This is a genomic window from Streptomyces sp. NBC_01276, from assembly GCF_041435355.1.
Classification (GTDB): Bacteria; Actinomycetota; Actinomycetes; order Streptomycetales; family Streptomycetaceae; genus Streptomyces.
Genome location: NZ_CP108442.1, coordinates 1796900 through 1818321, shown reverse-complemented (window position 1 = coordinate 1818321; position 21422 = coordinate 1796900). Strand labels below are relative to the sequence as shown.

Sequence of the window (21422 nt, the reverse complement as noted above, 5' to 3'; positions counted from 1 at the left end):
GAACCGGGCCCCGACCAGAGGGAAACCCATGCGCACGCGCCACATCTACCACGCGGTGGACTCGCACACCGAGGGCATGCCCACCCGGGTGATCACCGGGGGAGTCGGGGTGATCCCGGGCTCCACCATGGCCGAGAAGCGGCTCCACTTCATGGAGCACACGGACCACGTCCGCACCCTGCTCATGTACGAGCCGCGCGGCCACGCGGCGATGAGCGGCGCCATCCTCCAGCCGCCCACCCGGCCCGACGCCGATTTCGGCGTGCTCTACATCGAGGTGTCGGGCCTGCTGCCGATGTGCGGGCACGGCACGATCGGGGTGGCCACCGTCCTGGTCGAGACCGGCATGGTCCCGGTCGTCGAGCCGGTCACCACGGTCCGGCTCGACACCCCGGCCGGTCTGGTCAGCGTGGACGTACGGGTCGAGGACGGCGCGGCCACCGCCGTCACCCTCACCAACGTCCCGGCCTTCAGCGTCGGTCTCGACCTGAAGGCCGAGGTCCCCGGCTACGGCACGGTCACCTACGACCTCGCCTACGGGGGCAACTTCTACGCCTTCGTCGAGCTGGACGCCCTCGGCCTCCCCTTCGACCGCTCCCGCAAGGAGGACCTGATCGCCGCGGGCCTGGCGATCATGGACGCGATCAACGGCGGTCCGGACCGGCCCGTCCACCCCGAGGACCCGGCGATCGCCGGCGTCAAGCACGTCTACCTCGCCGCCCCCGGCTCGGACGCCCGCCGCTCCCGGCACGCCATGGCCATCCACCCGGGCTGGTTCGACCGCTCGCCCTGCGGTACGGGGACCAGCGCGCGCATGGCCCAGTTGCACGCCCGCGGCCTGCTCGAACTCGACACCGACTTCGTCAACGAGTCCTTCATCGGGACCGAGTTCACCGGCCGCCTCACGGGGCGGACCACCGTCGGCGGCCTCCCGGCCGTGGTCCCCACCGTCACCGGCCGGGCCTGGATCACGGGCACCGCCCAGTACTTCCTCGACCCGACCGACCCCTTCCCCGGAGGGTTCCTGCTGTGATCAGCGTCCGCACCACCGACTACCACACGGCGGGGGAGCCCTTCCGGATCGTCGACCTCGCGGCGGGCGACATCGCGCCCGCCCCCGGGGACACCGTCGCCGAGCGCTGCGCCACGGTCATCGGCCCCGGGGGTTCCGGGACCGCGCCGAGGCGGAGCGCGCTGGACGACGTACGGCGCCTGCTCGTGCAGGAGCCGCGCGGGCACGCCGGGATGTACGGCGGGTTCGTGGTCCCCCCGGACGACGACGGGGCGCACTTCGGGGTGCTGTTCTGGCACAAGGACGGCTACTCCACCGCGTGCGGCCACGGCACCATGGCGCTCGGCGTCTGGGCGGTGGAGACCGGGCGGGTCCCGGTGCCGCACGACGGGGACGTCCAGGTGCGGATCGACGTCCCCTCGGGTCGGGTCGGGGCCACCGTCCACCGCGACGGGGGCCGCACCACGGGAGTCACCTTCCGCAACGTCCCCGCCCGGGTGGGCGCCCGGAAGGTCCCGGTGGCCACCACGCTGGGCCTCGCCGAGGTGGACATCGCGCACGCCGGGGCCTGTTACGCCTCCGTCGCCGCCCGGGACCTCGGCCTGGACGTGTCGCGCGCCGCGCTGCCCGACCTGGTGCGCGCCGGGCAGGAGATCCGGGCCGCACTGGCCACCCATCCCGCCACCTGGCACCCGGGCGGGCCGCTGCTGTCCGGGGTGTACGGGGTGGTCCTCTACGAGGAGCTGCCCGACACCCCCTTCGGGCCGTACCAGCGCAACGTCACCGTCTTCGCGGACGGGCAGATCGACCGCTCCCCCTGCGGTTCCGGCACCTCGGCCCGGCTCGCCCTGCTCGCGGAGGACGGGCGGCTCGGGCCGGGGGAGGACCTGCTGCACGAGTCGGTGGTGGGCACGGTGTTCACCGGCCGGATGCTGGAGGGCGGGGTCACGGAGGTCACCGGCACGGCCTACCGCACCGGCGAGCACACCTTCACCGTCGATCCGCACGACGCCCTCGGCACGGGGTTCCCGCTGTGACGGCCCACCCGGTGCCCGCCCACCCGGCGCCCGCGCTGCCGCAGTACGACGCCGGGCGGATCGCGGGTCTGCTCACCCCCGCCGGGGCGGCCGACGCCCTCGCCGAGGCCCTGCGCGCCGGGCTCGATCCGGAGGGCTGCCCGCAGCGCAGCTCCCTGCCCGCGCCGGGCGGCGAACTGCTGCTGATGCCCGCCGCGTCGGCGGAGTACGCGGGGGTGAAGATCGCCGGGGTGGCCCCGGGCAACCCGGAGCGCGGCCTGCCCCGGATCACCGGAAGCTACCTGCTCCTCGACGGGGCGACCCTGTGTCCGGTGGCCCTGTTCGACGGCGCGGCCCTGACGGCCCTGCGCACCCCGGCGGTCTCCGCGCTGGCGCTGCGCCACCTGGCCCCGGCCGGGCCGGCGGGGCGGCTGGTGCTGTTCGGCTCCGGGCCCCAGGCCTACGGTCACCTCGACGCGGTGCTCGCGGAGCGGGAGCCGGCGGAGGCGGTGGTCGTCGCCCGCGACCCCGGACGGGCGGGGGCGCTCGTCGCGTACGCCCGTGGGCGGGGTGTCGCGGCGCGCACCGGCACCGCGGCGGACGTGGCCGGTGCGGACCTGGTGGTCTGCTGCACCACGGCCCGCGAGCCGCTGTTCGACGGGCGCCTGGTGGCCCCGGGCGCGCTGGTGGTGGCCGTGGGCTCGCACGAACCGGGCGCCCGCGAGACGGACACGGCCCTCGTGCGGCGCGCGGCCGTGTACGTGGAGTCACGCGCGGCGGCCCTGCGCGAGGCGGGGGACCTGCTGGTCCCGGAGGCGGAGGGGGCGATCGGGCCCGGTCATATCAGCGGAACGCTCGCCGACCTGGTCACCGGGCGGATTTCCCCGGGAGGGCGGACCGGTTGTCCACAGCTCTTCAAGAGCGTGGGCATGGCCTGGGAAGATCTCGCAGTGGCGGTCGCACTGTTCCGGGCCGCAGGGACGAGTAGCGCAACGTGACATTGTACGCTGTTCCTCTGCTCGTCGCGGTGTCGGGGGTCTCGGAGGAAAAGCACATGGGTGACCTGAAGCAGCACAGTCTCATCAAGGCCCAGGAACGGCTCCGCGACCAGGTCGGCCACGCCCTCCGAGCGGCCCTGATCGCCGGGGAACTGCGCCCCGGGAGCGTGTACTCGGCCCCCGGCCTCGCCGCCGAACTCGGCGTCTCGGCCACGCCCGTGCGCGAGGCCATGCTCGACCTGGCCCGGGAGGGCCTGGTCGAGCCGGTCCGCAACAAGGGGTTCCGGATCACCGAGGTCAGCGAGCGCGACCTCGACCAGTACACGGAACTGCGGACGATGATCGAGGTGCCGACCGTCGGGCGGATCACGAAGATCGCCACGGCCGAACAGCTGGAGGCCCTGCGCCCCATCGCCGAGGAGATCGTCACCAGCGCCCGCGAGCACAACCTCATCGGGTACCTGGAGGCCGACCGCCGCTTCCACCTCTCCCTGCTGGCCCTGGCGGGCAACGACCGCCTCGTGGAGACCGTCGGCGACCTGCGCAAGCGCTCCCGCCTGTACGGCCTGACCGGCCTGGACGAGGCGGGCAAGCTGGTCTCCTCCGCCGAGGAGCACATCGAACTCCTCGACCTGATGCTCACGGGGGACTCCGACGCGGCCGAGGCCTGCATGCAGCGCCACCTCGGTCATGTCCGTTCCCTCTGGGCGCAGGGCCGCGACGAGCCGGTCGGCCGCATCCCGGGGGGTCTCGGGTCGGGCATCTAGGGCCACCCGCGCCGCCGGTGCGGTGAGCGGGGGAGTGCGCCGGGCGGGTGGAGCTCTTGGCGCCCAAGGGTGATCGTCACGAACAGAGGTGGCTTCCGCCCGGAATCCGTCTACCAACACCAGGTCATGTGCACCGAGTGATGGGTTCCCAGCCATGCTGAAGACTGCATTCCGGCTTGCCTCCGCCACCGCCCTGGTCGCCGTGTCGCTGGCGTTCGGCTCGCCCGCCGGCGCCGCGACGGATCCGTACCCGGGTACCCCGCAGCAGATCCGTGATACCGGCCCCTGCGGCCCGACCGGCGGCTACCGCGCCTCGGAGTGGCTGCAGACCACGACGGACCCCGGGATCCGGCCGCAGGTGGACCTCGCCGCGGTGAGCGAGGCCTGGTACTGGCGGCACGACGTGAACACCCTGTGGCGGGGCGACACGCGGCCGAACCCCCAGGCGATCTTCAACAGCGGCTTCACCCCGCGGGGCTCGGACCTCACCCCGCTGGCGCAGTGGATCATCGGGGGAGCCGGGCAGCAGAACGCCGCGCACGTGAGCACCAGTTGTGAGCGGTGGGTGGCGCAGGAGTTCGCCACGGGCGGCGGGAACGACGGCTGGGTCTACGCGATCCAGGCCCCCGGCGGGATCGACGTCAACGCCACCGCCCGCCAGACGGGCCTCCAGTCGCCGTTCCTGTGGAACAAGGAGATCGACTTCCCCGGCGGCATCGAGGGCAGGTTCATCGAGGGGGCCTGCCAGTACCACTTCGTCGGCCTCGACCCGCAGACGAACGACCGGATCTACCGCAACCTCGGCTGCGTGACGAACCCCGGTTTCCGTCCGGCCACGGGCAAGCACAAGGACAAGGACAAGGGCATGGAACCGGCCGGTTCGCCGCACTGAGCCGGTCCGCGCCCCCGGGCGGTCCCCGCAGCCGGGCTGCGGGGACCGCCCGGCAGTTCCAACTCCCCTTCGGGCGGCCGGATTTGGACACGGCTGGATAACGGGGGCGCCAACCCCTTGTCAGTACAATTTCACATTACTATGTTACCGGTCACATCCTAAAGCGCGGCCCTTCACTGGAGTGACCCATGACCAAGCGCACCCAACTCGCCCTCGCCACCGCCGTGGTGGCCGCTCTCGCACTCGGTGCCTCGGGTTGCTCCGACCCCAAGAAGGGCGCGAACGCCGGTCCCTCCGCGGCCAACCCGGCCGCCGCCAACGACGGCAAGACCCTCGGTGGCACCCCCGTGAAGGGCGGCACCCTCACCGTCCTGTCCAACCAGGACTTCGCCCACCTCGACCCCGCCCGCAACTGGGTGATGCCGGCCATGGACTTCGGCACCCGCCTGCTCTACCGCACGCTCGTCACCTTCAAGGGCGAGCCCGGCAAGGGCGGCAGCGAGCTCGTCCCCGACCTCGCCACCGACCTCGGCACCCCCTCCAACGGCGGAAAGACCTGGACCTTCACCCTCAAGGAGGGCGTGAAGTACGAGGACGGCTCGCCGATCAAGGCCCAGGACATCAAGTACAACGTCGAGCGCTCCTTCGCCCCCGACCTCACCGGCGGCCCCGACTACGCCGCCCAGTACCTGGCCGGCACCGAGGGCTACAAGGGCCCCCTGGAAGGCAAGCACCTCGACTCCGTCAAGACCCCCGACGACCGCACGATCGTCTTCGAACTCAAGCGCCCCGTCGCCGAGTTCTCCCAGACCGCCACCCTGCCCACCTTCGCGCCGGTCCCGCAGTCCCAGGAGAAGGGCACCCAGTACGACGCCCGCCCGTTCTCCTCGGGCCCGTACAAGATCGAGACGTACGACCGCGACAAGAAGCTGGTCCTCGTCCGCAACGAGCACTGGGACCAGAAGACCGACTCCGTCCGCAAGGCCTACCCGGACAAGTTCGTCGTGGTCATGGGCCTCAAGGGCGGGCAGGTCGACGACCGCATCATCGCCGGCGAGGGCGCCGACGCCTCCACCGTCGAGTACTTCAACATGCGCCCCGAGAGCGCCCCGAAGGTCCTGCCCAAGCCCGAGATCAAGGCCCGCCTGCTCGCCGAGTCCCAGGGCTGTACGGTCATGCTCCACCTGAACAACTCCCGCGCCCCCTTCAACGACCCCAAGGTCCGCGAGGCCATGCAGTACGCGGTCGACAAGGAGGCGATCATCACCGCCGGCGGCGGCCCCGCCCTCAACGAGGTGGCCACCGCCTACCTGCCCCCGGCCCTCTCCGGCGGCAAGCAGGCCGACACCCTCAAGATCCCGGCCTCGGGCGACCCCGCCAAGGCCAAGGAACTGCTCAAGGCCGCCGGCAAGGAGCACCTGAAGGTCTCCCTCGCCGTCTCCACCGGGGACAAGGGCAAGGCGGAGGCCATCCAGCAGGGCCTGGCCCGGGCCGGCGTCGAGGTCGTCATCGACACCGTCGACCCCGGCGCCTACTACGACGTCATCGGCGACCTCTCCACCACCCCCGACATGACCTACACCGGCTGGTGCCCCGACTACCCCTCCGGCTCCACCTGGCTCCCCTTCGTCTTCGACGGACGCACCATCAAGGACAAGGGCAACCAGGGCAACTACGCCCAGTTCCGCGACGAGGCCACCATGAAGCGGATCGACGAGATCAACGCCATGGCCGACGCCAAGCAGGCCAACCAGGCCTGGATCGACCTCGACGCCGAGATCATGAAGAAGTCCCCCTCCATCCCGGTCCTCCTGGAGCGCAAGCCGCTGCTCGTCGGCCCCAACATCGCCGGCGCCTACGGCCACCCCGTGTGGACCGGCACCATCGACTACGGGACCGTGGGCCTCAAGGACCCGTCGAAGAGCCAGGGCTGAGGACGCCGGAGCCCGAAGACACCATGACCACCACCGCATCCGGCGCCGCCCCCGAGGCGGCCCCGGCCGGAACACCGGCCGCGGACACCGCCCCGGGCAGCAGCCCCTGGCAGCTCGCCCGCCGGGAACTGCGCCGCCGCCCCGCCGTCCGCGTCAGCCTCGGCGTCGTCCTCCTCTTCGTCCTGATGGCCCTGGCCGCCCCCTGGCTGGGCGCCCTCGGCGGCTGGTCCCCGGACGAGTTCGACAAGGCCGCCATCGACCCCTACCTCGGCGGACAGCCCCTCGGCTCCTTCGGCGGGATCAGCCCCGAGCACTGGCTCGGCGTGGAACCCGTCACCGGACGCGACCTGTTCGCCCGCGTCGTGCACGGCGCCCAGGTCTCCCTCCTGATCGCCTTCGCCGCCACCGCCATCGTCGTCCTCGCGGGCACCGCCGCCGGGATCGCCGCCGGCTACTTCGGCGGCCGCACCGACGCCGTCCTGTCCCGGCTCATGGACCTCACCATGTCCTTCCCCTCGCTGATCTTCATGATCGCGATGCTGTCGGTGGCCAAGGACGTCAACCGGATCGTCCTGATGACCAGCGTCATCGGCCTCTTCGGCTGGCCCGGCGTCGCCCGCGTCGTCCGCGGCCAGACCCTCTCCCTCAAACACCGCGAGTACGTCGACGCCGCACGCGTCGGCGGCGCGAGCTCCTGGCGGATCCTGACCCGCGACATCCTCCCCGGCGTCTCGGGCCCGGTCATCGCCTACACCACCCTGCTCATCCCCGGCATGATCAGCACCGAGGCGGCCCTCAGCTACCTCGGCGTGGGCGTGCGCCCGCCCACCCCCTCCTGGGGCCAGATGATCGCCGAGTCCGTGGCCTTCTACGAGACCGACCCCATGTACTTCGTCATCCCGAGCGTCTTCCTCTTCCTCGCCGTGCTCGCCTTCACCCTCCTCGGCGACGCCCTGCGCGACATCCTCGACCCGAGGGGCGGCCGCACGTGATCCTCTACCTGGTCCGCCGCCTGCTCGCCCTCGCCGGCGTGCTCCTCGCCATCGCCGCCGTCACCTTCCTCATCTTCTACGTCCTGCCCACCGACCCCGCCGCCGCGGCCTGCGGCAAGACGTGCAGCCCCGAACGGCTCGCCGACGTGCGGCAGTACCTCGGCCTCGACAAGCCCGTCTGGAAGCAGTTCGCCGACTTCCTCACCGGCATCTTCACCGGGCGCACCCTCGGCACCGGACAGTTCGCCGTCCAGTGCGACTTCCCGTGCCTGGGCTACTCCTACGAGAACTCCCTGCCCGTCTGGGACCTCCTGATGGACCGGCTCCCCGTCTCGGCCTCCCTCGCCGTCGGCGCCGCCGTCCTGTGGCTGCTGCTCGGCCTCGGCGCCGGGGTCACCGCCGCCCTGCGCAAGGACACCGCCACCGACAAGGCACTGATGGTCGGCGCCGTCGCCGCCGCCTCCCTGCCCGTCTACTTCACCTCCGTCATGCTGATCTACGGAGTCATCCGCGTCGCCGACCTGCTCCCGTACCCCAGCTACCAGGCCCTCACCGACGACCCGCTCGCCTGGGCCTCGAACCTGCTGCTGCCCTGGACGGCCCTCGCCCTGCTCTACGCCGCCATGTACGCCCGCCAGAGCCGCGGTTCGATGATCGAGGCGATGGCCGAGCCGTACATCCGCACCGCCCGCGCCAAGGGCATGCCCGAGCGCACCGTCGTCGTCAAACACGGACTGCGCTCCGGGATGACCCCGATCCTCACCATCTTCGGCATCGACCTCGGCGGGCTCCTCGCCGGAGCCGTGATCACCGAGTCCATCTTCGGACTCCCCGGCATCGGCAGGCTGTTCTACGGGGCGCTCGTCAGCTCCGACCAGCCCGTGGTCCTCGGGGTCACCCTGCTCGCCGCCTTCTTCATCGTCGTCGCGAACCTCGTCGTCGACCTCCTGTACGCCGTCGTCGACCCGAGGGTGAGGTACTGATGACCACCGCACCGCCCCTGCTCGAAGTGCGCGACCTGCGCGTCACGTTCACCACCCCGCGCGGCACCGTCCGGGCCGTCGACTCCCTCGGCTTCACCGTCGAGGCCGGACGCACCCTGGGCATCGTCGGCGAATCAGGCTCCGGCAAGTCCGTCACCTCGCTCGCCGTCATGGGCCTGCACCGGGCCGGCGCCGAGGTCACCGGATCCGTCAGCCTCGCCGGACGGGAACTCACCGGACTCTCCGAGAAGGAGCTGTCCGCCGTGCGCGGTCGCCGGATGGCCATGATCTTCCAGGACCCGCTGTCCAGCCTGCACCCCTACTACACCGTCGGCGAGCAGATCGCCGAGCACTTCCGGGTCCACTTCCGGGCCGGGCGGGCCGCCGCCCGCAAACGGGCGGTCGACATGCTCGGCGAGGTCGGCATCCCCGAACCGGCCCGCCGCGCGGGGGAGTACCCGCACCAGTTCTCCGGCGGCATGCGCCAGCGCGCCATGATCGCCATGGCCCTGGCCTGCGAGCCCGACCTGCTGATCGCCGACGAGCCCACCACCGCCCTCGACGTCACCGTGCAGGCACAGATCCTGGAGCTGATCGCCCGCCTCCAGCAGGAGCGCGGCCTCGGCGTCGTGATGATCACCCATGACCTCGGGGTGGTCGCCCGCGTCGCCCACGAGGTGCTCGTCATGTACGGCGGCCGCGCCGCCGAACAGGCCTCCGTCGACGAACTGTTCGCCGGGCCCGCCCACCCGTACACCCGGGGCCTGCTCGACTCCCTGCCCCGCCTCGACACCCCCGACGACGCCCCCCTGCCCTCCATCCCCGGCTCCCCGCCGTCCCTGCTGGCCCCCGCCCCGGGCTGCGCCTTCGCCCCCCGCTGCACCCGGGCCGCCGCCCGCTGCACGGAGGAACGACCGCTGTTCGTCCCGTACGGGGACGGCCCGCGGCACGACGTGGCCTGCCACTTCGCGGGAGCGCGCACCCCCGAGGAGGCGGTCCGATGACCGGCACCGGCACCGAGACCCCCGAGCGTCCGCTGCTCTCCGTCCGGGACCTGACCATGACCTTCCCCGGCCGGCGCGCCCTGACCGGCCGCCGCGGCGCGCCCGTGCGGGCCGTCGACGGGATCTCCTTCGACCTGGCGGCGGGCGGGACCCTCGGCCTGGTCGGGGAATCGGGCTGCGGCAAGTCCACCACCGGCCGGATGCTGGTGCGGCTGCTGGAACCCACCTCCGGCAGCGTCACCTTCGACGGCAAGGACATCAGTCGGCTCTCCCAGGGCGCCCTGCGGCCCCTGCGCAGGAACATCCAGATGGTCTTCCAGGACCCGCACTCCTCCCTCAACCCCCGCCAGACGGTGGCCCGGATCATCTCCGACCCGCTGCTGGTGCAGGGCTGGAGCGCGGCGGACGCCCGCCGCCGGGCCGCCGAGCTGATGGAGCTGACCGGACTGATCCCGGAGCACATCGACCGCTACCCGCACGAGTTCTCCGGCGGCCAGGCCCAGCGCATCGGCATCGCCCGCTCCCTGGCCACCAACCCCCGGCTCATCGTGGCGGACGAGCCGGTCTCCGCCCTCGACGTCTCCGTCCAGGCGCAGATCGTCAACCTGATGGAACGGCTGCGGGTGGAACTGGGCCTCGCCTACGTGTTCATCGCGCACGACCTCTCGGTCGTCAAACGGGTCAGCGACCGGGTCGCCGTCATGTACCTCGGCCGGATCGTCGAGATCGGGGACAAGAAGTCCCTCTACGAGAACCCGCAGCACCCCTACACCAGGGCGCTGCTGTCGGCCGTCCCGCTGCCCGACCCGGCGGCGGAGCGGCGGCGCGAGCGGATCGTCCTGCTCGGCGACCCGCCGAGCCCGGCGGCTCCGCCCCCGGGCTGCACCTTCCACCCCAGGTGCCCCAAGGCCCAGGACATCTGCCGCACGGAGCGCCCGCTCCTGCAGATCGCCGCCTCCCGAGAGGTGGCCTGCCACTTCCCCGGTGACTGACGGGGATCCAGGGGAAGAAAGAGGGCCCCGCGGACGAAGCCGTCCGCGGGGCCCTCCGCGTACCGCTAGGAGACGGCCAGTTCGCGGCGGAAGAACGCCAGTTCCTGCGCCATCACCTTCTCGCGGGTCCCGCCCGGGGTCATGTGGGTGACGCCCGGCAGGGCCAGCAGGTGGTGGGGGCGGCCCGCGTCGGTCAGGGCGCGGGACAGGCGCAGGGTGTGGGAGGGGTGGACGTTGTCGTCGGCCAGGCCCGTGACCAGCAGCAGCGGCCGGGTCAGCCGCGGCGCGTCGGGGAGCAGGCAGTCCCGTTCGTACACCTCGGGGTGTTCCTGCGGAAGCCCCAGGTACCGCTCGGTGTACGCCGTGTCGTAGTGCCGGAAGTCGGTCGGAGCGGCCCCCGCGGCCGCCGCGTGGAAGACGTCCGGGCGGCGCAGTACGGCCATCGCCGCCAGGTAGCCGCCGTAGGACCAGCCGCGTACGCCGACCCGGCCGAGGTCCAGGTCGCCGTGGCGGGCGCCGAGGGCCCGCAGGGCCGCGACCTGGTCCTCCAGGGTGACCTCGGAGAAGCCCCGGTACATGGCGTGGGTGAAGGCGGGGGAGACGTAGGGGGTGCCCCGGTTGTCGACGGTGACCACCGCGAAGCCCTGGTCGGCCCACCACTGCCGGGCCTGCCAGCGGCGCGGCTCGGCGGTCACGTCCTGGAAGCCGGGGCCGCCGTAGCTGTCCATCAGCACGGGCAGCCGCCGCCCCGGGACGTGGTCGCGCGGCAGTACGAGGGCGGTGGGCACGCCGTGCTCCGTGACCCGCTCCAGCACGGGGACCACCCGGTACGGCAGCGGCGCCGACAGGTCGCGGGGGACGAACGCGCGGCCGTCGGCGGTGCGCACGGTGCGCCGGAAGCCGTCGGCGTCGGCCGAGGTCAGCAGCAGCGTCCCGGAGGAGGCCTGTACGGAGTGCACCCCGGGCCCGTCGGCGAGCGGGGTCAGCCCGCCGGTGTCCGGGTCCAGCAGCAGCACCTGCTGCTCGGAGGGGTCGCGCAGTCCGGCCTCGATCAGGAGCCGGCCCTCGTGGATCCCGGCCACGCGGCGGACCTGGATCCCGTCACCGGTGAGCGGCTTCCCGTCGAGGGCCAGGCCGCGCGCGGCCCCTCCGGGGGTGTCGGCGGCGGTGAGCATCCGCCCGTCGGGCAGCCGGGCCGGGGTGCCGGGCACCAGCGGGTCCACCCACTGGGGGTGCGTGGTGACCGACAGCTCCCGGGTGCGTCCGGTGGCCGGATCGACGCTGAGCAGCAGGACGCTGCGCTGGAGCCGGTCCTGGACGGTCAGCAGGATCTCCGTCGGCGACTCCCAGTCGGCGTCCGAGACGTAGGGGTGGGTGGTCGCGTCCCAGGCGACGCGCACGCGGCTGCCGTCCGGGCCCAGCACCCACAGCTGGACGTCGGCGTTGGGGCCGCCCGCCTCGGGGTAGGCGAAGTCCTCGGCGGGCAGCTCCGGGTGGGCGGGGTCGGCGAACCAGCGCCGCTGCAGGGCGCTCTCGTCGACCCGGGCGGCGAGCAGGGTGATCCCGTCCGGGGACCACCAGTGGCCGCGGGCGCGGCCGAGCTCCTCGGCGGCGGCGAACTCGGCGACGCCCCAGCGGGCCCCGTCGTCGGGGCTGATCCGGCCGCCCGGGGCGACGTGGAGGGCGTCGTCGGCGACGTACGCGGTGCGCGATCCGTCGGCGTTGGGGCGGGGGTCGAAGGCGGGGCCGGCGGAGGGTATCCCGGCCGGTCCGCCGATGCCGTCCCAGGTGACCCGGAAGAGCCGCCCGTACAGGGGGAAGACGGCGCTGCGCCCGTCGCCGGAGAGGGCGTACGAGCCGATCCCGGCGGCGACGAGCCGGGTGCGCTCGCGCAGGCGCCTCTCGGTGACGGGGAGTTCACCGGGCTCGTGGGAGAGCGCGCGGGGGTCGGCGAGCAGGGTTTCGGTGCCGGTGGCGGTGTCGAGCACCCACAGGGCTTCGAGGGCGTCGGTGGGCCCCGTCGAGCGCAGGAACCACAGGAGGCGGCCGTCGTCGCCGAAGGCGAGGGCGCGGGGCGCTCCGTGGGTGAACCGGGCCGTGTCGGCGGAGAGCCTGAGGAAGTCGTCCATGATCCCAGTCTGACATGTGCAATATCACATGGCATAGAGAGGGGCGGAGGACTGGGCCGTTCGAGTGGTGACCCCCGGGGGGCGGGCATAGCGTCGACTAGTGGACCCGAACGCACTGCCGACCAACAAGGGGACCGACGGCACGGTCCGAGGGGGCGGAAAAGGGCTGGCCCTGTTCGTGATCGCCTCCTGCCAGCTCATGGTCGTTCTCGACATCACCATCGTGAACATCGCGCTACCACACATCCAGACCGCGCTCGACTTCTCGACGGAGAGCCTGTCCTGGGTGGTCAACGCGTACACCCTCACCTTCGGCGGACTGCTCCTGCTCGGCGGGCGGACCGGCGACATCCTCGGCAGGAAGCGCGTCTTCATCTTCGGTGTCCTGCTCTTCGGCCTGGCCTCCCTGCTCGGCGGCCTGGCCCAGAACGAGGGCCAGCTGATGGCCGCACGGGCCCTCCAGGGCGTCGGCGGCGCCATCGCCTCGCCGACCGCGCTCGCCCTGATCACCACCACCTTCCGTGAAGGCCCGGCCCGCAACCGGGCCTTCGGCGTGTTCGCCGCCGTCTCGGCGGGCGGCGGTGCGATCGGCCTCCTCGCGGGCGGCGTCCTCGTCGAATGGCTCAACTGGCGCTGGGTGTTCTTCGTGAACGTCCCCATCGCCGTGCTGATCGCCGTGCTCGCGACACGGGTCCTGCACGAATCCGAACGCCATCCCGGACACTTCGACCTCGCCGGCGCGCTGCTGTCGACCACCGGCATGGTCGCCCTCGTCTACGGGTTCATCCGCGCGTCCCAGGAGGGCTGGGACGACCCCTACACGATCGGCTCCTTCATCGCCGCCGTGGTCCTGCTCTCCCTGTTCGTCCTCAACGAGCGGCGCTCGCCCCAGCCGATCACCCCGCTGCACATGTTCGCCGACCGCAACCGGGCCGGCACCTACGGGATCATGCTCTTCCTCGCCTGCGCGATCTTCGGCATGTTCTTCTTCCTCACGCTCTTCGTGCAGAACGTCCTCGGCTTCAGCCCGCTGCAGGCGGGGCTCGCCTTCCTCCCGGTCAGCGTGATGATCGCGATGGCGGCCGGCGTCACCTCGCAGCTGCTCCCCAGGTTCGGGCCCAAACCCTTCATGGTCACCGGAGCCCTGTGCTGCGCGGCCGGGCTGGCCTGGCTGACCCGGATCGACGTCGACTCGACGTACCCGGGCAGCATCCTCGGCCCGATGCTGGTCTTCGCCACCGGCATGGGCCTGCAGTTCGTCTCGCTGACCCTGATGGCCCTGTCCAACGTGCCCGACCGGGAATCGGGCGCCGCGTCCGGCCTGCTCAACACGATGCAGCAGATCGGCGGCTCGCTCGGCCTCTCCATCCTGGTGACCGTGTTCGGCACGGCCAGCCGCAACGAGGCCAAGGAGCAGGTCCCGGACTTCCTGACCTCCTCCACCCCCGCGCAGAAGCTCCTCTTCGCACACACCCACCAGCTCCCCAAGCCCTGGGCCGACCAGGTGCTCACCTCCGGCGTGAGCACGGCCTTCGTGGCGGCCGCGGCCTTCACCCTGATCGGTGCGGCCATCGCCCTCTTCGTGATCCAGGTCCGGCCCTCCGACCTCGCGCGGCTCCAGGGGAACCACACCCCGGCGGCCGTCCAGGGGGAAACGGGCGGGTAGGGTCGTAGATCATCGACTTCGGGGGGAATCCGATGCCCAGATCCACCACCGCCCGACGGGCGACCACCGCCGTACTGGCGCTGTCCCTGGCCGTCCTCACCGCGGCCTGCGGCAACGACGCCGCGCCGAAGGCCTCCTCGGCCCCGTCGCCGGCGTCGGCCGCCTCACCGGGCACGGTCCCGTCGACGGCGTCCGACCCGTCCGGCCCGTCCGCCGCGAGCGCACCGCCTTCGCCCCGCGTGCCGGGGAGCACCCCGTCCATGTCGGCTCCGGCCGACGGCGGCGCGCCCGCCCCCGGGCCGGAGAAGGTCCGGGACGCCTTCGCCGGGCTCCAGGCCACCCTGGGCGAATCCTGCACCCCGGGGAACTGCGCCTACTTCCTCGGCCGGGTCCACGACGAACTCCACCGGATGGACCGCGCGATGAAGGCCGACCCGAAGGGCCCCGGCCACTTCCCCGAGCCGATCGCCGCCGTGGCGAAGCTCGACCGGGAGCTCGGCGGCGACCGCACCTTCGAGAACCTGAAGAAGCACCAGAGCACCCTCATCGGCACCCGCGACGAGATCAACACCTGGATGCAGGACCACCCCGACGACTACCGCTGATCCCGGCTCAGGTCCGGACGCGGCGGATCCGGCAGCGGGCCGGGCCCGTCGTGCGCAGGGTGATCCCGGCGCTCACCGGCACCTCGGTGTCCACCGCCTCGAACTCGTAGGCGCGCAGGACCATCGCCAGCGCGATCACCGACTCCAGCATCGAGAAGTGCTGCCCGATGCAGGCGCGCGGGCCGCCACCGAACGGGAACCAGGCGTAGCGGGGGCGGGCCGCCTCCGCCTCCGGGGTGAAGCGGCCGGGATCGAAACGGTCCGGGTCGCTCCAGTACCGGGGGTGGCGGTGCGTCACCCAGGGCGCCAGGATCACGGTGGCGCCCGCCGGGACGGTGTGGCCGTCGATCACGGTGGTGGCCACGGCCTCGCGGCCGATGACGGGGGCGGCCGGGTAGAGCCGCATCGCCTCCTTGAGCACCTGGGTGAGGTACGGGAGCCGGTCCAGGTCGGCGGCCTGCGGCGGGCGGTCGCCCAGCACGCGGGAGACCTCCTCGCGGGCCCGCGCCTGTTCCTCGGGGTGGCGGCCGAGCAGGTGCAGGGCGAAGGCCAGCGAGGTGGCGGTCGTCTCGTGGCCGGCCAGCAGGAAGATCAGTACCTGGTCGCGGAGTTCGGCCGCGTCGAAGCCTCCGTCGTCCGCGCTCCGGGTGGCGGCGAGCAGGGTCAGCAGGTCCTCGCCTCCCGCCCCCCGCCCGTCCGGGGCGTCACGGCGCGCCGAGATGATCCCGTCGCAGACGGCGTACAGCTCCTCCATCGCCGCCGCCGCCCGCCGGTTGCCCGGGGTCGGCCAGCCGCGCGGCACGTTGGCGGGGGAGTAGCCGCGGCGCAGCACGTACTCCGTGATGACGGGGAAGCAGCGGTCCACGACGTCCACGGTGGCGTCCACGTCGGTGCCGAAGAGGATCCGGGCCACGGCGCGCAGGGCCAGGTGCGTCATCTCCTCGCCGACGTCGACGACCCCGTCACCGCCGTCCTCCCAGCCGGCGAGGGTGCTCGCGGTCTCGGTGGCGACGGCGTCGGCGTAGCCGTCCACCCGCTTGCGGGTGAACAGCGGCTGCACGAGCCGGCGCTGTCGCAGGTAGTCCTCGTCCTGGCTGGTCAGCAGGCCGTTGCCGAAGGACTCCCGGATCTCCTGGTAGAAGGGGTTGTCCTTGCGGAAGTTGGCGGACTCGGTGGCCAGCACCCGCTGGGCGCCCTCCGCGGAGAAGACGCAGTACAGCTCGGCGCGCAGTCCGGGCGGACCGGCCGGGATCCGCACGACGTCCCCGTGCCGCCGGCGGGCGCGCAGATAGGTGCCCAGGGAGTCCGACTTCAGGTCGAGGAGCGACCCGAGCAACGGGAGGCCCTCCAGAGCGGGGACCTCCGTGCCCGCGTCCGCTCCGTGCTCTGTTCCCACTGTCATGACCGCCCCCCTCGAAACCGTACCGGCGGCCGATTCTGCCGCCCCCGCCCCGCCCCGACGAGGCCTTTCTCCGGCCACCTGACCGAAAACCGCTGCCGAGCCTGCGATCGGCTGACCCCGCCCCCTGCCACCGGGCACGACCGAGCGGGCCGAGGGCCCGAACGAGCCACCCACGAAAGGCGATCGGAGGTGAAGGGGCGGGATTCGTTCGGTGACGGGACAGTCGATAGGGTGTCGGATCACGACCGCACCCGGTTCGACCCACGGGCGGGTCAGGGCTCTGCCACCACGCGTGGCACCCCTACGGCCGCCATGCCGGCACCTCCTGCCCGGGGCTCGGGAAACCGGGGCGGTCTTCACGGCCGGGCAGTCGGGCCCCGGTCGACGGGCCAGGAGGAACGCGTGGCACAGATCATCGCCGAGGTCTCAAGAACGTTCAACGAGTTCCTGCTCTTGCCGAACAGGACCAGGACCGACTGCTCGTCGGCGACGGTCGACCTGCGCACGCCCCTGGTGCGGCACGTCGTGGGAGAGCGGTCGGCGATCGAGCTCGGCTCCCCGTTCACGTCCGCGATCATGCAGGCCGTCAGTACACCGGAACTCGCGATCGCGCTCGCGCGCAACGGCGGTCTGAGCTTCCTGCACCACAACCAGTCGATGGAGGACCAGGCCGCGGCCGTCCGCCAGGTGAAGAACTTCAAGGCGGGGTTCGTCACCAGCGACACCAACGTCCGCCCCGACGACAGCCTGAGCCACCTGGTCGCCGTCATGGAACGCACCGGCCACAGCACCGCCGCGGTCACCCACGACGGCAGTGCCACCGGGCGTCTGCTCGGCCTGGTCACCTCCCGCGACTTCCACCCCCGGCGCCATGACCTCGACGGTCCGGTGGGCGGTCGGATGACCCCCATCGCCGACCTGCCCCACGCCGGGGCCGACACCACGCTCTCCGAGGCCAACGCCCGGCTGTGGGACCAGCGGCTGGACTGCCTCCCCGTGGTGGACGCCGAGGGCCACCTGCAGTACCTGGTGTTCCGGTCCGACTACGCGGACAACAAGCGCTTCCCGAACCAGGCCGTGGACGGCGCCAAACGCCTGCGCGTGGGTGCGGGCGTCAACACCCACGACTACCGGGAGCGCGTCCCCGCCCTGTTGGAGGCGGGCGCGGACGCCCTGTGCTTCGACTCCTCCGACGGCTACAGCGACTGGCAGGCCCAAGCCCTGACCTGGGTGAAGAAGAACTACCCGGAGATCCCGGTCGGCGGCGGCAACGTGGTCGACGGGGAAGCGTTCACCTTCCTCGCCGAGGCCGGAGCGGACTTCGTCAAGGTCGGCGTCGGCGGCGGCTCCATCTGCATCACCCGCGACCAGAAGGGCATCGGCCGCGGCCAGGCCAGCGCGGTGCTGGACGTCGCCGCGGCCAGGGACGCCTTCCGCGAGCGCACCGGCGAGTACGTGCCGATCTGCTCCGACGGCGGTCTGGTGCACGACTACCACGTGGCCCTGGCGCTGGCGATGGGAGCCGACTTCGTCATGATGGGGCGCTACTTCGCCCGCTTCGACCAGGCCGCCGGCGCGAAGCTCCCCACCCGGGACGGCTTCGTGAAGGAGTACTGGGGCGAGGGGTCGAACCGGGCCCGCAACTGGCAGCGCTACGGCCAGGGCGGCCAGGGCCTGATCTTCGAGGAGGGCGTCGACGGCTACGTCCCCTACGCCGGCGACCTCAACGAAGGGCTCGCCCTGACCATCGCCAAGCTCAAGACCACGATGGTGTCCTGCGGCTCCGCCACCCTCGCGGAGCTCCAGTCCACGGCCCGGCTGACCCTGGTCTCCGACCAGAGCTTCCAGGAGAGCCACGCCAACGTCACCCTGCGGGACACCCCGGCGACCGTGGCGTAGGCGTAGGCGCAGGCCACGCGGGTGCGGGTCGCGCGCCGGCCTCCCGAACGGAACGAGGCCCCATCGCTCTCCGCGAAGAGCGATGGGGCCTCGTCCGGGTGACGAACCGTGTCCCGGTCGGTCCCGGTATGCCCTGATCCTCAGATGTCGCGGAAGATCTCGATCTGGGCGCCCACGGAGTTGAGGCGCTCGGCGAGCTCCTCGTAGCCGCGGTTGATGACGTAGACGTTGCGCAGCACCGAGGTGCCCTCGGCCGCCATCATGGCGAGCAGGACGACCACCGCCGGGCGCAGGGCCGGCGGGCACATCATCTCGGCGGCGCGCCAGCGGGTGGGGCCCTCGACCAGGACGCGGTGCGGGTCCAGGAGCTGGAGGCGGCCGCCGAGGCGGTTGAGGTCGGTCAGGTAGATGGCCCGGTTGTCGTACACCCAGTCGTGGATCAGGGTCTGGCCCTGGGCGACCGCGGCGATGGCGGCGAAGAACGGGACGTTGTCGATGTTCAGCCCGGGGAAGGGCATCGGGTGGATCTTGTCGATCGGCGCTTCGAGCTTCGAGGGGCGGACCGTGAGGTCGACCAGGCGGGTGCGGCCGTTGTCGGCCACGTACTCCGCGGAGCGGTCGTGGTCGAGGCCCATCTCCTCCAGCACCGCGAGCTCGATCTCCATGAACTCGATCGGGACCCGGCGGATCGTCAGCTCCGACTCGGTGACGACGGCGGCGGCGAGCAGGCTCATCGCCTCGACCGGGTCCTCCGAGGGGGAGTAGTCCACGTCGACGTCGATGACGGGGACGCCGTGGACGGTGAGCGTGGTGGTGCCGATGCCCTCGACCTTGACGCCCAGCGCCTCCAGGAAGAAGCAGAGGTCCTGGACCATGTAGTTGGAGGAGGCGTTGCGGATGACCGACACGCCGTCGTGGCGGGCCGCGGCCAGCAGGGCGTTCTCGGTGACCGTGTCCCCGCGCTCGGTCAGCACGATCGGGCGGTCGGGGGAGACCCCGGCCTCGACCTGCGCGTGGTAGATGCCCTCGGTCGCGGTGATGTCCAGGCCGAAGCGGCGCAGGGCGATCATGTGCGGCTCGATGGTCCGGGTGCCGAGGTCGCAGCCGCCGGCGTACGGCAGGCGGAAGTGGTCCATCCGGTGCAGCAGGGGGCCCAGGAACATGATGATGCTGCGGGTGCGGCGGGCCGCGTCCGCGTCCATGGCGTCCATGTCGAGACGGGCCGGCGGGACGATCTCCAGGTCCACGCCCTCGTTGATCCAGCGGGTGCGGACGCCGATGGAGTTCAGGACTTCGAGGAGCCGGTAGACCTCCTCGATGCGCGCCACCCGGCGCAGCACCGTACGGCCCTTGTTGAGCAGCGTGGCGCACAGCAGGGCGACGCACGCGTTCTTGCTCGTCTTGACGTCGATGGCACCGGACAGGCGACGGCCGCCCACGACGCGCAGGTGCATCGGCCCGGCGTAGCCCAGGGAGACGATCTCGCTGTCGAGGGCTTCCCCGATGCGGGCGATCATCTCAAGGCTGATGTTCTGGTTGCCGCGTTCGATGCGGTTCACGGCGCTCTGGCTGGTGCCGAGTGCGTCGGCGAGCTGACTCTGTGTCCAGCCGCGGTGTTGCCGGGCGTCACGGATGAGCTTGCCGATGCGTACGAGGTAGTCGTCTGCCATGGGTGCACCGTATCTCAGATATGAGATTCGGCTCGCGCCGGGCGTGGCGTACGGGTGTAACCCTCCGTCAGCTCCCGCTCGGCTCCCATGGTGGGGCCGGAACGCGCGCGGTGCACGCGGAGTCGGCCGGACGGGTCACCGGTCCCGCGCCGGCGGCTCCGTCCGCCTCGGTGCCCGCAGGAAGCGGTGCCGGCCCCTGTCGCCCCCGTGGACCGTCGCGTACGGGTCCGGCCGCGACGCCGCCGCCACTGCGGGGGCCGCGCGCGCCGAAGCCGCCCGTCCCGCCTCCGAGTCGGGGTCGTGCACCACGAGGCCGCCGGCCAGGGCCATCCGTACGCCCGTCCCGCTGACGTCGGCCACCGGACAGCGCGTCACGTTCCGGTGCCCCGTCACCTGACGGGCGTACGCGTATCCACCCAAAGCGGCGCGTACCGCCCGGTCTCCGAGTCCGTGGGCGTGCATCTGCCGGCCCGGTTGAAGGCGGCGCCGAGCCGGCCGTAGTCCGCCGCCGAGGTGCGGAGCCCGCCCCGGTTCGGGGCCGGGCCGCCCTGCCCGTCGAGGTACGGATCCAGCAGGGCGGCCGTCTGCGCCGGGTGCTCGACGACCCCGTCCAGGAAGACCTTGACCATCCCGAACCGGAACCCCGGCACCCCCTCGAACTCCCGCCGCAGGCCGCGTGCGTACGCCGGCGCGACGTCCGGGTCCTCGGCCTGCTGCGCCGAGAGCGCCCGGGTCGGGCGTGGCCGCCGCGATCCCGGCGATGTCCAGGGCCCGCTGATTGCCCCACAGGTCGTGCCCGTCGCCGCCGACGAGGGCGACGGGCCGGCGGGCCGGGGCGCTCCCCGGCGCCGGGCGGGTGGACGCGGCCGTCGTGGATGCCGCCCATCACGGTGTTGCCGCGGGCGCCGACCGCCTCGGTGTCCCGGCTCCCGTACCGCCGCAGCGCGGCGCGTCGGACCCGGCGGCCAGGACTCCGTTTGATCGAGAGCTTGACCGGAACCCGTCCCGGGCGACGAAATCCGTACGATGGCCGCGTGCGCATCCCCTTCCCGGGCCCCGCGTCCTCCCCGACGCCGACGCCGACGCCGACGCCGACGCCGACGCCGACGCCGACGCTGGCACCGGCCGCCGCCGCGCGCCACGGCATCCGGATTCCTGGTGGAGGCCCGGCGGAGGCCGGGCCGCTGCTGGTGTGCGCCAGTGGGGATCCGGGGTACGCCGAGAACGAACCCTCCGTGACCACCGTCACCCCCGATCCGGAGCGGATCGCCGAATCGGCGGTTTCGTCCCTGGTCAAGCTGATCGAATCCGGACATGCGGAATCGACTGGCCGACTGACGGTCCCGGCGGGGCTGCGGGTGCGCGCCTCGTCCCGGACCCCTCTCATGTACTAGAGTTATCTCGACATCGAGATATCTGCCCAAGACGTACCGCAGCCGTCCCGCCGGTAAGGGTTACCTA

Annotated in this window: 19 protein-coding genes; 14 read left to right on the top strand and 5 right to left on the bottom strand. The window is 72.4% G+C overall.

What is annotated here, in order from left to right; translation table 11 throughout:
• Positions 1 to 28 precede the first annotated feature (28 nt).
• The 10 genes from OG295_RS07585 to OG295_RS07540 all read left to right on the top strand — a co-directional run bounded on the left by OG295_RS07585 (position 29) and on the right by OG295_RS07540 (position 10590).
• Entirely contained in the window at positions 29 to 1033 is a 1005-nt protein-coding gene (locus tag OG295_RS07585; protein WP_371676184.1) for a proline racemase family protein, read from the top strand.
• A complete protein-coding gene (locus tag OG295_RS07580) occupies positions 1030 to 2049 on the top strand; it encodes a proline racemase family protein (protein ID WP_371676183.1) in 1020 nt (339 codons plus the stop codon). Before OG295_RS07585 ends, OG295_RS07580 begins: the two co-directional genes overlap by 4 nt.
• Entirely contained in the window at positions 2046 to 3026 is a 981-nt protein-coding gene (locus OG295_RS07575) for an ornithine cyclodeaminase family protein (RefSeq protein WP_371676182.1), read from the top strand. Before OG295_RS07580 ends, OG295_RS07575 begins: the two co-directional genes overlap by 4 nt.
• A 56-nt stretch (positions 3027 to 3082) precedes the next feature.
• Positions 3083 to 3793: a GntR family transcriptional regulator gene (locus tag OG295_RS07570; protein ID WP_037688398.1), complete on the top strand. Its 711-nt coding sequence runs from the start codon at positions 3083 to 3085 to the stop codon at positions 3791 to 3793.
• Between the two features lie 154 nt (positions 3794 to 3947).
• Positions 3948 to 4685, top strand: a complete 738-nt coding sequence (locus OG295_RS07565) for a hypothetical protein (RefSeq protein WP_371676181.1) — start codon at positions 3948 to 3950, stop codon at positions 4683 to 4685.
• Between the two features lie 188 nt (positions 4686 to 4873).
• A complete protein-coding gene (locus OG295_RS07560) occupies positions 4874 to 6619 on the top strand; it encodes an ABC transporter substrate-binding protein (protein ID WP_371676180.1) in 1746 nt (581 codons plus the stop codon).
• 23 nt (positions 6620 to 6642) lie between these two features.
• Positions 6643 to 7611, top strand: coding sequence for an ABC transporter permease (locus OG295_RS07555; RefSeq protein ID WP_371676179.1), 969 nt, complete (start codon positions 6643 to 6645; stop codon positions 7609 to 7611).
• Positions 7608 to 8594, top strand: a complete 987-nt coding sequence (locus tag OG295_RS07550; RefSeq protein WP_371676178.1) for an ABC transporter permease — start codon at positions 7608 to 7610, stop codon at positions 8592 to 8594. Before OG295_RS07555 ends, OG295_RS07550 begins: the two co-directional genes overlap by 4 nt.
• Complete coding sequence (locus OG295_RS07545) at positions 8594 to 9598, top strand: ABC transporter ATP-binding protein (RefSeq protein WP_371676177.1); 1005 nt, start codon at positions 8594 to 8596, stop codon at positions 9596 to 9598. Before OG295_RS07550 ends, OG295_RS07545 begins: the two co-directional genes overlap by 1 nt.
• Positions 9595 to 10590 carry an ABC transporter ATP-binding protein gene (locus OG295_RS07540; RefSeq protein ID WP_371676176.1) on the top strand — a complete coding sequence of 332 codons (996 nt, stop codon included), beginning with the start codon at positions 9595 to 9597 and terminating at the stop codon, positions 10588 to 10590. Before OG295_RS07545 ends, OG295_RS07540 begins: the two co-directional genes overlap by 4 nt.
• 65 nt (positions 10591 to 10655) lie before the next feature.
• On the opposite strand, the gene OG295_RS07535 is transcribed toward OG295_RS07540, so the two are convergent.
• On the bottom strand, positions 10656 to 12719 hold the full coding sequence (locus tag OG295_RS07535) for a prolyl oligopeptidase family serine peptidase (protein ID WP_371676175.1): 2064 nt from the start codon (positions 12717 to 12719) through the stop codon (positions 10656 to 10658).
• A gap of 199 nt (positions 12720 to 12918) precedes the next feature.
• Between OG295_RS07535 and OG295_RS07530 the strand changes: the two genes are divergently transcribed.
• Together OG295_RS07530 and OG295_RS07525 are read left to right on the top strand one after the other, a co-directional pair.
• On the top strand, positions 12919 to 14385 hold the full coding sequence (locus OG295_RS07530) for an MFS transporter (RefSeq protein WP_371681129.1): 1467 nt from the start codon (positions 12919 to 12921) through the stop codon (positions 14383 to 14385).
• 32 nt (positions 14386 to 14417) lie between these two features.
• Positions 14418 to 14990, top strand: a complete 573-nt coding sequence (locus OG295_RS07525; protein WP_371676174.1) for a hypothetical protein — start codon at positions 14418 to 14420, stop codon at positions 14988 to 14990.
• Positions 14991 to 14997: 7 nt separating this feature from the next.
• On the opposite strand, the gene OG295_RS07520 is transcribed toward OG295_RS07525, so the two are convergent.
• Entirely contained in the window at positions 14998 to 16392 is a 1395-nt protein-coding gene (locus tag OG295_RS07520) for a cytochrome P450 (protein ID WP_371676173.1), read from the bottom strand.
• A 402-nt stretch (positions 16393 to 16794) separates the two neighbouring features.
• On the opposite strand from OG295_RS07520, the gene OG295_RS07515 reads away from it, so the two are divergent.
• Complete coding sequence (locus tag OG295_RS07515) at positions 16795 to 18291, top strand: IMP dehydrogenase (RefSeq protein ID WP_371676172.1); 1497 nt, start codon at positions 16795 to 16797, stop codon at positions 18289 to 18291.
• A gap of 140 nt (positions 18292 to 18431) precedes the next feature.
• Here the strand turns inward: OG295_RS07515 and OG295_RS07510 are convergent, their stop codons facing one another.
• The 3 genes from OG295_RS07510 to OG295_RS07500 form a co-directional block, all read right to left on the bottom strand.
• Positions 18432 to 19961 (bottom strand): helix-turn-helix domain-containing protein, encoded by a 1530-nt coding sequence (locus OG295_RS07510; RefSeq protein ID WP_371676171.1) that lies wholly within the window; start codon positions 19959 to 19961, stop codon positions 18432 to 18434.
• Between the two features lie 135 nt (positions 19962 to 20096).
• A complete protein-coding gene (locus OG295_RS07505) occupies positions 20097 to 20354 on the bottom strand; it encodes a hypothetical protein (RefSeq protein ID WP_371676170.1) in 258 nt (85 codons plus the stop codon).
• On the bottom strand, positions 20351 to 20611 hold the full coding sequence (locus tag OG295_RS07500; RefSeq protein ID WP_371676169.1) for a hypothetical protein: 261 nt from the start codon (positions 20609 to 20611) through the stop codon (positions 20351 to 20353). The genes OG295_RS07505 and OG295_RS07500 overlap by 4 nt, the downstream gene beginning before the upstream one ends.
• 384 nt (positions 20612 to 20995) lie before the next feature.
• On the opposite strand from OG295_RS07500, the gene OG295_RS07495 reads away from it, so the two are divergent.
• Entirely contained in the window at positions 20996 to 21355 is a 360-nt protein-coding gene (locus tag OG295_RS07495; protein WP_371676168.1) for a substrate-binding domain-containing protein, read from the top strand.
• Positions 21356 to 21422: the final 67 nt, after the last annotated feature.